The organism is Tenacibaculum tangerinum, assembly GCF_029853675.1.
In the GTDB taxonomy this organism is placed as follows: domain Bacteria; phylum Bacteroidota; class Bacteroidia; order Flavobacteriales; family Flavobacteriaceae; genus Polaribacter; species Polaribacter tangerinum_A.
The window spans coordinates 2605166-2618268 of record NZ_CP122539.1 but is presented as its reverse complement, the minus strand read 5'-3'; the positions used below and the strand labels follow the sequence as shown (position 1 = coordinate 2618268).

Here is a 13103-nt window from a genome sequence, read left to right as displayed (position 1 = left end):
ACGGTTTATACATCTAGTTCAACAGCTATTGGGCAATGGTCTGAATGTTTTGCTTCGGGTAAAATATAGGCTCTTGAAATTTTATTTTCTAGCGGTGCTGCTACCATATTATAATCGATACGCCAACCCTTGTTGTTGGCTCTGGCATTGGCTCGGTAACTCCACCACGAGTATTCTTGTTTTTCGGGGTGTAGGTAACGGAAACTATCGATAAATCCGCTATCGATAAATCTCCCTAGCCATTCGCGTTCTTCGGGTAAAAATCCGGATACTCCCTTCATTTTGGGATTGTGAATATCTATTTCTTCATGACAGATATTATAATCTCCACAGATTACTAAATTCGGAATTTCTTTTCTTAATTCGGTTGCATATTCTAGGATTTCGTCCATGTACTTAAATTTATATCCTAAGCGTGCATCGTTGGTTCCTGAGGGTAAATACATGCTCATAACCGAGAACTCATCGAAATCTACTCGTAAATTTCTTCCTTCAATATCCATCGACTCGATTCCTGTTCCATACTCGACATGATTGGGTTCTCTTTTACAAAAAATTGCTACAGATGAATAGCCTTTTTTTTCTGCTGAAAACCAATAATGGTAAGGGTATCCTGCCTGTTCAAATTCGGTTACATCTAGCTGTTCTTTATGTGCTTTGGTTTCTTGAATACAAATTACATCTGGATTTGCTGCTTGCAACCAGTCGATAAATCCTTTTTTTAATGCGGCTCTTATTCCGTTTACGTTGTATGAGATTATTTTCATCTGCTTATGTAAAATACAAAAACGTAAAGCAGGGAGCTTTACGTCTTTTTTTAGTCTTATAATTTTGTTAAATATCCATTTCTGGGATATCTCCTTCTACCACCAAAGTTCCCTCCGTCGCCGCTTTAATTTCTTCAACAGAAACTCCTGGGGCCCTTTCTAGCAAGTAGAACTTATTGTCTTTGACTTCTAATACTGCCAAGTTGGTTACAATTTTAGTAACGCACCCCACGCCTGTTAAGGGTAGCGAGCATCTTTTTAGCAGTTTCGATTCTCCTCGTTTGTTGGTATGCATCATGGCTACAATAATATTATCGGCTGATGCTACTAAATCCATAGCACCTCCCATACCTTTTACCATTTTTCCTGGAATTTTCCAGTTAGCAATATCGCCGTTTTCAGCAACTTCCATCGCTCCTAAAATGGTTAGGTGCACATGCTTACCACGAATCATTGAAAAACTCGTAGCTGAATCGAAGAAACTAGCTCCGGGTAACGTAGTGATGGTTTGTTTTCCTGCATTGATAATATCGGCATCTTCTTCTCCTTCAAAAGGGAAAGGCCCCATACCTAACACGCCGTTTTCTGACTGAAATTCTACTTCGATATCGTCGCGAACGAAGTTGGCTACCAAGGTCGGAATTCCAATACCAAGATTTACATAGTATCCGTTTTTTACTTCTTTTGCGATTCTTTTCGCTATTCCGTTTTTATCTAACATATTTTAATTTGAAAATTTAATAATGTAACAATGTACTAATGTAGCAGTGTAGTAATGGGTTACTTCTTGTTTTTAATACTTGTACTTAATATTTTGTATAAAATTAACCCAAGTTCGTTTATTTTTTCTGATAGAACTATATTTACAGGGTAACTTTTTGATTTTTCACAAAGAATCATCCAGTATTTCGTTTCTTCTAATTCTTTAGCAGCAATTTTTATTTTATGAATAAAATCTGACTTGCTTTCAGCATTTTGCGCTTCATGAATATTTGCTCCAATACTTGTTCCCGATTTCAATAGTTGACGAGCAATTACATATTTTTGTTCTTTTTCTAATTGCTCACAGTATTCAATAACCAACAGTGCAACTTCAATAGATTTATCGACAGCAGGTTTTTTCATAATTACCTATCTAAATTAACACATTGCTACATTGTTACACTGTTACACTTTTACATTGAAAAACTAGTCTCTTTTACGAACGGTTCGTTGTTCAATTCTTTTCTCGTATCGTTCTCCCTGAAAAATACGTTGTACAAATATTCCAGGAATATGAATTTGATTTGGGTCTAACGCTCCTACAGGAACTAATTCTTCAACCTCAGCTACTGTTATCGTCGCAGCACCACACATATTCGGGTTGAAGTTTCTTGAAGTTCCTTTAAAAATTAGGTTTCCTGCGGCATCACCTTTCCACGCTTTTACAAAGGCAAAGTCTGCTTTAAAGGCTGGTTCTAGTACGTACATTTTTCCGTCAAACTCACGTGTTTCTTTTCCTTCTGCTACTTCTGTTCCGTACCCTGCAGGAGTATAAAATGCTGGAAAGCCTGCTTGTGCTGCTCTACATTTTTCGGCTAGTGTTCCTTGTGGTGTTAGTTCTACTTCTAATTCTCCAGATAACATTTGACGTTCGAATTCATCGTTTTCTCCTACATAGGAAGAGATCATCTTTTTAATTTGACGATTTTGTAATAACAACCCCAAGCCAAAATCATCGACTCCTGCATTGTTAGAAATACAGATAACATCTTTTACCCCCATTTTTACTAACTCTGCAATCGCATTTTCAGGTATTCCGCACAAACCGAATCCTCCCAGCATAAGAGTCATCCCATCTTGTACGCCTTGTAATGCTTCTTGTACGTTATTTACTTTTTTATTTATCATTATAGTTGTTGTTTTAAAACTTCACTCTCTGTAACAATTTTAGTTACTTTTTATCAAAGATGAATCGTATTAAAAATCAGTATCATCAGGAGTATCTTCCTTATCTTCTCCTTCTTCTGCTTCTCCTTCTTGCTTAGAACAATCTAGATTGATACTTATCTTCTCGGGCTTTTCAAAATTTTCTTGACTAACGTTTAAGGTCTTATCTTCGTAACATTTTTTCATATATAGCGCCCAGGTAGGCAACGACATGGTGGCTCCTTGTCCGTATCGAATTCCTGCAAAGTGTGTTGCTCTATCTTCACCACCCGTCCATACTCCTGTGGCTAAGTTCGGAACAACCCCCATAAACCAACCATCGGATTGATTTTGAGTGGTTCCTGTTTTTCCAGCTATTGGATTGGTAAACTGATACGGAAAACCAGTAACGGCATCTCCTGAACTCGTATAACTAGAACGTAAACGAGCTCCCGACCCTGATTGGGTAACCCCTTTCATTAAATCTAAAATTACATAGGCAGACTCTTCGCTTAATACTTCTTTTGTTTGGGGTACAAATTCTGCTAACACTGTTCCGTTTTTATCTTCTATTCGGGTAATCATTAACGGACTTACACGCAAGCCTTTATTGGCAAAGGTCGAATAAGCACTTACCATTTCCATCAACGATAATTCTACGGCTCCTAAGGCAATCGACGGATTGGGTTCTATTTTCGATTGTATTCCTGCTGATTCAGCTAATCTTACTACGTTAATTGGTGATACTTTATCAATCAACTGTGCTGTGATTACATTTATAGAACCTGCTAGAGCTTCTTTTAATGTCATTTCACCTCCATACTTACTCATCGCGTTTTCAGGAGTCCAATCTTTCGGCATTCCATACTTTTCTTTCGGAATAGTGTAGGGGGTGTTGGGTAATTTGTAACACGGTGACATTTTTAGCTGGTTAATAGCTGTTGCATACACAAAAGGTTTAAATGTCGACCCTACTTGACGTTTTTGCTGCTCTACTGCATCGTACTTGAAGTACTTGTTGTTAACACCTCCTACCCAAGCTTTTACATGACCTGTTTGTGGCTCGATAGATACCAAACCAGAACGTAAAAATTGTTTATAATAACGAATGGAATCATACGGAGTCATTACGGTGTCTCGATCTCCTTTCCAGGTAAAAATACGCATATCGGTTGCCGTATTAAACACCTTATCGATCTCCTTCTCTGACTTTCCTTCTGCTTTCATTTGTTTATAACGGTCAGAGTTTTGTTTGGCTCTTCTTAATGTTCTATTTATTTCTTCTTTATCGATATCATAAAATGGAGCTGTTTTATTACTCTTTTGTTCTTTATCGAAGAAAGACTGCAAATTTGCCATGTGTTCTTTCACTGCTTCTTCGGCATATTGCTGCATTCGGGAATCAATCGTTGTATAAACTTTGAGTCCATCTCTATAAATATTATACTCTTCACCGTTGGGTTTCGGGTTTTTTTCCACCCATTCTTTCAGTACATTTCTTAAGTGCTCTCTAAAATAGGTTGCTAATCCATCGTTATGACTTTCGGGTGTGAAGTTGATTTTCAACGGAAGCTTTTGCAGCGAATCTTTCTCTTTTTGAGTTAACAATCCGTTTTTTGCCATTTGCGCAAATACTACATTTCGTCGCTGTAGTGATTTTTCTTGAGAAATTTTTCTATGCGGATTGTATTGTCTTGGATTCTTTAACATGGCAACCAAAATTGCCGATTCTTGTAGGTCGAGTTCTTTGGGTTCTTTACCGAAATAAATTCGTGACGCCGAACGAATACCTGTAGCATTGAATAAAAATCCTTGAGTGTTCAAATACATCGTCATTATTTCTTCTTTGGTATACTGACGTTCTAGCTTTACCGCTACCACCCATTCTTTTAACTTTTGAACAAGTCTTATTAATTTATTACTTGCCCCTCCTTTGTTAAAGAGGTTTTTGGCTAACTGCTGTGTAATGGTACTGGCTCCACCACCTGCTCCTAACTTTACAACTGCTCTTGCCGTTCCTTTAAAATCAATCCCTGAGTGTTCATAGAAACGTTCATCTTCAGTGGCTACTAAGGCTTTTATTAGATTTTCTGGTAAATCTTTGTATTTAATAGGTGTTCTATTGGCTTTGATATAGTATTTCCCTAATGTTTTACCGTCTGAAGAGATTACCTCTGTAGCTAAGTCGCTTTTAGGGTTTTCTAGTTCTTCAAACGTTGGGAGGGCTCCAAAAACTCCCCAAGAGGCAAGTAAAAACAAAAGGCATACGAAAAGAAATCCTCCTAAAATAATGCCCCAAAACCACTTAATGTACTTGCTAAAATTTGTTGTTGCTTTCTCTGTCATTCTTCTATTTTTTCTATTCTAAATCCTACATGGGTAATTCCTTCTAGCTCTTCGATGCCTGCTATTGCTCCATTTTTTCGCATTGCTTGTCGAACTTTAAAAGTGTATTCTCCTGTGTTAGGAAATATAATATTTTCTTTGTAAAAAAGTTTGTTTTCTTTAATATCTGAAAAACCTTCTCCTAAAAATTTCCCTGTAACATCAGCCATATCATACTCTAAGGTATCTGTAATTACATTCCCATCAGGAAAAATCATCTGGGTAATTAAAAAAAGATTACTGTATGCATAATCTTTGTTGTTTCTTACATTTATAAAGAGATTTTTCTTGTTAATAGAATCATTTATTGGAAATGTAAATTGCAAGGTGTTCTTTTTATTCCACGCACTATTTGGAAGTGCTAGGTAAGCATCAAAATCACTATTTGAATTACATGAAACAAGCCCTATTATAGCTACTAAAAAGAAAAGCCCAATGTTACTTCTCATTATTGGTGTTATTTTTACGGTCGCTGTTGTTTTTTTTACGTTGATTGTTATTCCTTCTTTGTTGGTTCTTGTTATTTTTAGGCTGACCTTTTTGTTTTTCAGCATTTTTACCTTCTGGTCTAGGTTTTCTATTTCTTGGGTTGTTTTTAGGTTTGGACTTCCTGTTATCAACTCTCTTGGTTTCTGTTTTTGATCCCGCTTCGGGTTTTACTGATTTTCTTTGAGGTTTTCTGTTTGGCCTTTGATTATTAGAAGGTGTTTGATTTGCGTCTTTCTTGTTTGTAGGTTTTTTGTTTGACCTTTGATTATTAGAAGGCGCTTGATTGGCTTCTTTCTTATTTATAGGTTTTCTTTTTCTGCGTCTACTATTTTTACGTCCTTTTTTGGGCGCATCGAAACGGGTTAAACTATCTTGTCCTACCACATTTTCAAAATTAACAGAAACCTCTTCAGTTATTTCGAATTCATACTCTTCTAACGGTAATGCGAGTTCATTATTTTTATTTAATTCTATAATTTCTTGAACTTGCTCTAACGATAGTTTATACCATTTAAAGCTTTCTTCTTTATACGTATACCAGAGTAATTTTTTGAAGATATCCATCTTTACAAAAACAGCTTCTCCTTTTTCTGTATTGAGCACTTTATCTTGCTTCGGAAAGCTTTGTAGTGCGTCTAAATAGGTGTCTAATTCGTAGTTTAAACAACATTTTAGTTTACCACATTGTCCTGCTAGTTTTAGTGGGTTTAATGATAATTGTTGGTAACGAGCAGCTGCTGTATTTACTTTTCTAAAATCGGTTAACCACGTAGAGCAGCATAGTTCTCTACCACAAGAACCTATTCCACCTAAACGGGCGGCTTCTTGACGCATTCCTACCTGACGCATTTCTACTCTGATTGAAAAAGCACTGGCTAAATCGCGAATTAACTGACGAAAATCTACACGCTCATCGGCAGTGTAGTAAAACGTAGCTTTGGTTCCGTCTCCTTGGTATTCAACATCAGAAAGTTTCATTTTTAAGCCTAAACGGCTAATAATTTCTCTTCCTTTTCGTTGAGTTTCTAGCTCCCTTCCTCTAGCTTCTTGCCACACATCGATATCTTTTTGAGAGGCTTTTCTGTAAATTTTCTTTACATCATCGCTATCAGCGGCAACTTTTCTTTTTTTCATTTGAACTTTTACAAGTTCTCCTGCTAACGAAACAATGCCTACATCGTGCCCTGAAGATCCTTCTACAGCAACCACATCTCCCATGGAAATGGTTAGGTTCTCAGAATTTTTATAAAAATGTTTTCGTCCATTTTTAAAACGGACTTCAACAATATTAAATGGTGCTTCACCTGAGGGTAAAGTCATATTTGATAACCAATCAAAAACAGCGAGCTTATTTCCACTTCCACATGTACCTGTAGCACAATTTCCGTTACTCTTACAGCCTTTTGGCACACCGCTTTTGTTAGTTGCGCAACTGCTACAACTCATACAATCTTATATTTTTTTGAACTATTTTTTAAACCTGTGGTATTTACAGTATCAAAAAATATTTTTATAATTTGATTTTCAGCTATATAAAATTTACTTTATAACAACTATCCTTAATCTGTAAAGATACATATTCTAATGAAAAGGGAAAATTGAATTTTTTGTTAAAAAAACGCTGCTTTTCAATTGAAAAGCAGCGTTTTTTATGGTGTTTATATTTTTAGAGATTACTTGTTCTTTTTTGCCCAAGTATCGCGTAGTCCAACCGTTTTATTAAATACTAAATTTTCAGGGGTTGAATCGTCATCTACATTAAAGTACCCTAAGCGTTGGAACTGAAAACGGTCTCCAATTTTTGCTGTTTGCAAGCTTGGCTCGACATACGCCGTAATTTTTTCTAATGAATTCGGATTTAAAAACTCCATAAAGTCTTTGTCTTTATGACTATCTGGTGCTTCGTCTAAAAACAGCCTATCATAGGCTCTTACCTCAGCTTTTACAGCATGTTTTACCGATACCCAATGCAAGGTTCCTTTTACTTTTCGCTTGCTTTCTTCGGTACCACTTCCTGATTTTGTTAAGGGGTCGTAGGTACAGTGAATTACGGTAATGTTTCCGTTTTCATCTTTTTCTACACTGTTAGCTGTGATGAAGTATGCGTTTTTTAAACGGACTTCTTTACCGATACTCAAACGGAAATATTTTCTGTTGGCTTCTTCTTTAAAATCGTCTCTTTCAATGTACAGTTCTCTTGAAAATGGTACTTCTCTTGTTCCTGCATTTTCATCTTCTGGGTTGTTTTCTGCAATGAGAATTTCTTCTTTATCTTCAGGATAATTGTCTATCACCACTTTAACAGGGTCTAAAACTGCCATTACACGATTGGCTGTTTTGTTCAAATCTTCACGGATTTTGAACTCTAACAACGCCACATCAATTACATTTTCTCTTTTAGAAACTCCTACGGTTTCTACAAAACTGCGAATAGCTGCTGGCGTGTACCCTCTTCGTCGTAGTCCTGAAATGGTTGGCATACGCGGATCGTCCCACCCAGAAACGATTCCTTCTTCAACCAACTTCATCAGTTTACGCTTACTCATTACTGTATAACTCAAATTTAAGCGTGAGAATTCACGTTGTTTTGGTGGTAATGGGTATGCTGATTTACTATACTCGTACACATGATCTCTAAACCAATTATACAGTTCACGGTGAGGTTTAAATTCTAATGAACATAACGAGTGCGATATTTGTTCGATATAATCACTTTCTCCGTGCGTCCAGTCGTACATCGGGTAAATTACCCAATCGTTCCCTGTACGGTGATGTTCTTTCTTTAAAATACGGTACATAATTGGGTCGCGCATTAGCATGTTAGGCGAGGTCATGTCTATTTTTGCACGTAGTACATGCGCTCCTTCATCAAACTCACCGTTTTTCATACGTGTAAATAAGTCTAGGTTCTCGGCTATACTTCTATCACGATACGGACTAGCGACTCCTGGTTGTGTGGGTGTTCCTTTTTGTATCGCCATTGCTTCAGAAGTTTGGCTATCTACATAGGCTTTTCCGTCTTTAATTAACAACACTGCCCAATCGTACAATTGCTGAAAATAATCGGAAGAATAACATTCGTTTTCCCATTGATATCCCAACCAAGCAACATCGTTCTTAATCGCATCTACATATTCTTGCTCTTCTTTTGCTGGGTTGGTATCGTCAAAACGGAGGTTTACGGGTGCATTGTATTGCTCTCCTAAACCAAAACTAATTCCTATGGCTTTGGTATGCCCAATATGTAGATATCCATTTGGTTCTGGTGGAAAACGAAAACGCAAATTTTCTTTTGACATTCCATTTGCCAAATCTTCTTCAATAATTTGCTCTATAAAATTCAATGATTTCTTTTCTTCTGACATCTTTATAAATTGTGTACGGTATTCTATTTACAACTTTTTTGCAGCTCTCTCTTAATACGTAATTATTAAAGAACTGCTTAAAAAGGTTTAAACGACAAAATTACATAGAATCTGTGAGATAATAACACAAAGTGAATTACGGATTAAATTTTGCACTAAAAAAACGGAAAACCTATATAGATTTTCCGTTTTTGGTATTTAATATATCGTCTGAATTTACTTCCCGTACGAGTTGTTTGCTTGATTGATATCTGCCATTAATTTTGATGGATCAATTTCAACCGATTTTACCTCTTTACTTGTGGTAAAAGTATAGGTTGGGTGTGCAAACGTCCAATCGGTAATAACCGTAGCACTCGTTGGTTTTTCTCCTCGCATCATGCGTAACGGAATATTGAATGCTTCTTTTGAACCGTTTGTATAGGTTACCTCAACATCTATGGGCATGGGCATTTTTCCGATACGCTCTAACGTGATTTCTTTTCCGTTCACGGATTTAATTCCGTAATCAATAGTATGCGTTGTTTGTGTCCACTCATTCAAATACCAATCTAACTGAAGTCCTGAAACTTTTTCAGCAGTACGTTTGAAATCATTAGGTGTTGGGTGTTTGAATGCAAAATCTTCAAAGTATTTCTTGAGTGTTTTTGCTACATTTTCCTTTCCGATTACATATTCTAACTGTGATAAGAATATGTTTCCTTTTGAATAACTCGCCACTCCGTAAGCCGTATTGGTATGGTACCTGTCTGCATGCGTCGTTAAGGGTTCTTCTAAATTGTTATTTACTACATAATTGTATCCTCGGTAAGAACCTGTATGTGGATTTTCTTTTCTTGCTCCTGAGATTTCATTTTCTGCTTTGTTTGAAATGTAGGTGGTAAATCCTTCATCCATCCACGGGTGTTTGCTTTCGTTCGTTGCTAATAAAAACTGAAACCAAGTATGTGCCATTTCATGGGCAGTAACTCCAAACAAACTACCCAATTTACGTTCACCTGTAATTAAGGTACACATGGCATACTCCATTCCGCCATCTCCTCCTTGAATAACTGAGTATTGCTTGTATGGATAGGCACCGATATGGGTACTGAAATACTTCATCAACTCCGCTGTTTTAGGTTGTAATTTTTTCCAGTTTTCTAAATATTCAGCCTCCATTGTTTTTTTATACAAGAAATGTAAATCGATTCCATTCTCCATGGTGTAGGTATCATGCATAAAATCTGGGTCGGCTCCCCAAGTAAAATCGTGTACGTTTGGGGCTGTAAACTTCCACGTTAACTTCTCTCCTGATGGAAGGTTTAACGGTTTTGTTTTGTCTTCATATCCATGCCCTACTTCTTGTGGGTTTTGCACATATCCCGTTCCTCCAACCACATAGTTTTTATCAATATGGAGAGTTACATCAAAATTACCCCAAACTCCGTGGAATTCTCTTCCTAAATATGGCGGGGTGTGCCACCCTTCAAAATCGTATTCTGCCATTTTAGGGTACCACTGTGCCATTGACAAAGCTACTCCTTCAGCATTGTTACGGCCCGAACGACGGATTTGTTTGGGTACTTGGGCATCAAATATCATATCGAAGGTTACACTTTCTCCTGGTTGAATTGGTTGGTTTAACGTAACTTCTAAAATGGTTCCGACAGTTTCGTGTTTTACTACCGCTCCGTTTTGTTTTAGTGAATTAACTTTAATGTATCCTATTTCTGATGGTGACAATTTACTAATACGGTCTCCTACTCTACTGTCTGGATCTTGTATGTTTCTAGAGCGAACGTCCATTTGAGAATTTGGCTGAAATGCATTAAAATACAGATGATAAAACACTTTGTTCAATACATCTGGTGAATTGTTGGTGTACACTAGTTTTTGTGTTCCTTTATACTGATATGTTTTTACATTCATATCAATATCCATCGTATAATCAACATGTTGCTGCCAATAGGCTTGGCTCAATTCTTTGTGAACTTTTGTTTTGGTTACAGTATTTTTTTGTGTGCTATTTACCGTAGCACAAGAAATAAGCGGAAACAACAAAAGGCTTGCAATTATTTTCTTCATATTAAATTGTTTTAATTCCCATTGAGATTAGTGTTTTCTTAAAATTAATTAGTTCTTCCTTATTTTTTAATGCAGGAAAACTTCGTCTTTTTCCATTATGTAGCTTTAGAAAAACTCGTTCTTTTCCGTAAAGATTTCTAGTTTCAACTCCTTCAATTTCTTTAAGCAAATATTTTGATTTCCAAGATCTTTTTAGAGCGTAATAACATATAACTACCAAAGAAACTATGGCAAGTAACAACATAAAAATAAAAAGAACTTCATTGTTTTTATAATTCATTGTATACAACTGAACTCCCATATTAATTCCATTAATTGCCATTAAACAGATAATTAACCATGAGTGCATTGGCACTTCGTCTTTAATAGTTAACTCTCTTGTATGCTTGTTGAATTCTAATTGCATAATGCTCGTTAAAACAAAAAAAGAGCATCTTATTAATGCTCTTTTTTTATTTGTTCTATTACTATTATTTTCTTCCGTTTATCATTCTATCAGCCATTCTAACTGCATTGTATGCATTTACCACACGTCCTGATACTGATAATTCTGAAAAAGGAACTTTTACAGGCGCAGTACCATATCTAGCTCCTGTTCCTGGTTTATTAACTTCTAAGTCTATCTTCGTTCCTGAATTCATTACAATATGCTTCACTTGACTCGCTGTTAACTCAGGATAGTAAGAACGTACTAATGCAGCAACTCCAGCAGTTGCTGGTGAAGCAAATGATGTTCCATCTAACTTTTTATATTCATTATCAGGAGTTGTCGAATATACTTGTACTCCTGGTGCAAATACATCTACATTCTTTTTACCATAATTAGAGAAGCTTGCTGGTAACTCTTCATTGTACTTAGCACTCATTGCCCCAACAGTTAATACATTGTCTGCTATTTCATCTACTAAGTTTGGTGCATCATTAGGGAAGGTTTTCTCTACGTCAATATTTTTACCATCGTTTCCTGCTGCATTTACAATAAGCACATCTTTAGATGCTGCATACTTAATTGCATCGTACACCCATTCTTTATTGGGAGAGAAACCTTTACCAAAGCTTGTATTAATTACTTTTGCTCCGTTATCAACTGCATAACGGATACCCAAGGCAACATCCTTATCATACTCATCTCCTTCAGAAACAGAACGCACTGCCATAATTTTTACATTATCTGCAACTCCATCCATTCCTTTGCCATTATTACGAGTAGCTCCTACAACCCCTGAAACATGTGATCCATGAAGCTCTCCTTTTTCAGAGTGACCTGTATTCCCGTTTCCATAGCCTGGCTTGTCGTTAATGTCATACGCATCGTCTCCCACAACCGTACGGTAATCTGTTTTTAAATTATCACCATCAATAGTTTTCTGAGCTTTTTTTATCCCTTTCTCAAAGTATTCTTCCGCTTCTTTTAATGTTTCAAAGTATCCAAACATTTGAGTAGCAAAGCCTTTTGCTTGACTTAACGCTGCATCGCTTGTGTTAATGGCTTCCACCTCTTCTTTCGTATATGAAGGCTTACCAAAATATTTTGCCAATAATTTATCAGATTCAATCGCTCCAGTTTTTAAGTTACCATAGCGATTTATGGTGTTCTTCGCTTCTTCAACCTTTTCTGCTTGATAGGCTTTTACTTCTGCCAAGGTTTCAGCATCTGCAATTTCTGGTCTCATTAAAATACGTTCGTATTCTAAATGTTCTGCATAAGAATCTCCTAAGAAGTTCCATCCGTTGATATCGTCTACATATCCATTTTTGTCATTGTCGATTCCGTCTCCTGCTACTTCTTTGGTATTTATCCAAGCAACATCAACTAAATCTTCATGTTTTAAATCGGTACCTGAATCAACTACACCTACCACTACTTCTACGCTCTTTTTTCCTTTTAAGAAATCGTAGGCTTTGTTCACACTCATCCCTGGAATGGTGTCGGTGGCTAAGTCTAAGTGTTGCCAGTTTTCTTGTTCGTAATCGGTTAATTCCGCTTTTTTTGCTGGAATATTCACTACAGTATTACTTCCTGCTGGCACAGGGATTTTGCTTATTGTTTTACAGCTAGCTAAGGTAGCTACTGCAATCGCCGAATACAATACGGGCTTTAAAACTCTCATAATCTCTATTC

The 13103-nt window shown here is 36.6% G+C and carries 11 protein-coding genes; all 11 read right to left on the bottom strand.

Annotated features, from left to right (window positions below):
- Window positions 1-5: 5 nt before the first annotated feature.
- A complete protein-coding gene (locus P8625_RS11615) occupies window positions 6-767 on the bottom strand; it encodes an exodeoxyribonuclease III (RefSeq protein WP_279650620.1) in 762 nt (253 codons plus the stop codon).
- A 67-nt stretch (window positions 768-834) separates the two neighbouring features.
- Window positions 835-1488 carry a 3-oxoacid CoA-transferase subunit B gene (locus P8625_RS11610; protein ID WP_279650619.1) on the bottom strand — a complete coding sequence of 218 codons (654 nt, stop codon included), beginning with the start codon at window positions 1486-1488 and terminating at the stop codon, window positions 835-837.
- A 59-nt stretch (window positions 1489-1547) separates the two neighbouring features.
- A complete protein-coding gene (locus tag P8625_RS11605) occupies window positions 1548-1892 on the bottom strand; it encodes a four helix bundle protein (protein WP_279650618.1) in 345 nt (114 codons plus the stop codon).
- A gap of 63 nt (window positions 1893-1955) precedes the next feature.
- The gene (locus tag P8625_RS11600; RefSeq protein ID WP_279650617.1) at window positions 1956-2657 is read right to left on the bottom strand and encodes a CoA transferase subunit A; all 702 of its coding nucleotides are present in this window, start codon (window positions 2655-2657) and stop codon (window positions 1956-1958) included.
- A 69-nt stretch (window positions 2658-2726) separates the two neighbouring features.
- Window positions 2727-5021, bottom strand: coding sequence for a penicillin-binding protein 1A (locus tag P8625_RS11595; protein ID WP_279650616.1), 2295 nt, complete (start codon window positions 5019-5021; stop codon window positions 2727-2729).
- A complete protein-coding gene (locus P8625_RS11590) occupies window positions 5018-5509 on the bottom strand; it encodes a gliding motility lipoprotein GldH (protein WP_279650615.1) in 492 nt (163 codons plus the stop codon). The genes P8625_RS11595 and P8625_RS11590 overlap by 4 nt, the downstream gene beginning before the upstream one ends.
- A complete protein-coding gene (gene ricT / locus P8625_RS11585) occupies window positions 5499-6995 on the bottom strand; it encodes a PSP1 domain-containing protein (protein WP_279650614.1) in 1497 nt (498 codons plus the stop codon). The genes P8625_RS11590 and ricT overlap by 11 nt, the downstream gene beginning before the upstream one ends.
- A 227-nt stretch (window positions 6996-7222) precedes the next feature.
- Window positions 7223-8914 (bottom strand): glutamine--tRNA ligase/YqeY domain fusion protein, encoded by a 1692-nt coding sequence (locus P8625_RS11580; RefSeq protein ID WP_279650613.1) that lies wholly within the window; start codon window positions 8912-8914, stop codon window positions 7223-7225.
- 216 nt (window positions 8915-9130) lie between these two features.
- Entirely contained in the window at window positions 9131-10981 is a 1851-nt protein-coding gene (locus tag P8625_RS11575; RefSeq protein ID WP_279650612.1) for a M1 family metallopeptidase, read from the bottom strand.
- 1 nt (window position 10982) lies between these two features.
- Entirely contained in the window at window positions 10983-11387 is a 405-nt protein-coding gene (locus P8625_RS11570) for a hypothetical protein (RefSeq protein WP_279650611.1), read from the bottom strand.
- Window positions 11388-11451: 64 nt separating this feature from the next.
- Complete coding sequence (locus tag P8625_RS11565) at window positions 11452-13092, bottom strand: S8 family peptidase (RefSeq protein WP_279650610.1); 1641 nt, start codon at window positions 13090-13092, stop codon at window positions 11452-11454.
- Window positions 13093-13103: the final 11 nt, after the last annotated feature.

What these genes read in the sequence shown, in the direction of transcription:
- P8625_RS11615 (WP_279650620.1), bottom strand. Translation starts at nt 767, where the DNA reads ATGAAAATAATCTCATACAACGTAAACGGAATAAGAGCCGCATTAAAA.
- P8625_RS11610 (WP_279650619.1), bottom strand. Translation starts at nt 1,488, where the DNA reads ATGTTAGATAAAAACGGAATAGCGAAAAGAATCGCAAAAGAAGTAAAA.
- P8625_RS11605 (WP_279650618.1), bottom strand. Translation starts at nt 1,892, where the DNA reads ATGAAAAAACCTGCTGTCGATAAATCTATTGAAGTTGCACTGTTGGTT.
- P8625_RS11600 (WP_279650617.1), bottom strand. Translation starts at nt 2,657, where the DNA reads ATGATAAATAAAAAAGTAAATAACGTACAAGAAGCATTACAAGGCGTA.
- P8625_RS11595 (WP_279650616.1), bottom strand. Translation starts at nt 5,021, where the DNA reads ATGACAGAGAAAGCAACAACAAATTTTAGCAAGTACATTAAGTGGTTT.
- P8625_RS11590 (WP_279650615.1), bottom strand. Translation starts at nt 5,509, where the DNA reads ATGAGAAGTAACATTGGGCTTTTCTTTTTAGTAGCTATAATAGGGCTT.
- ricT (WP_279650614.1), bottom strand. Translation starts at nt 6,995, where the DNA reads ATGAGTTGTAGCAGTTGCGCAACTAACAAAAGCGGTGTGCCAAAAGGC.
- P8625_RS11580 (WP_279650613.1), bottom strand. Translation starts at nt 8,914, where the DNA reads ATGTCAGAAGAAAAGAAATCATTGAATTTTATAGAGCAAATTATTGAA.
- P8625_RS11575 (WP_279650612.1), bottom strand. Translation starts at nt 10,981, where the DNA reads ATGAAGAAAATAATTGCAAGCCTTTTGTTGTTTCCGCTTATTTCTTGT.
- P8625_RS11570 (WP_279650611.1), bottom strand. Translation starts at nt 11,387, where the DNA reads ATGCAATTAGAATTCAACAAGCATACAAGAGAGTTAACTATTAAAGAC.
- P8625_RS11565 (WP_279650610.1), bottom strand. Translation starts at nt 13,092, where the DNA reads ATGAGAGTTTTAAAGCCCGTATTGTATTCGGCGATTGCAGTAGCTACC.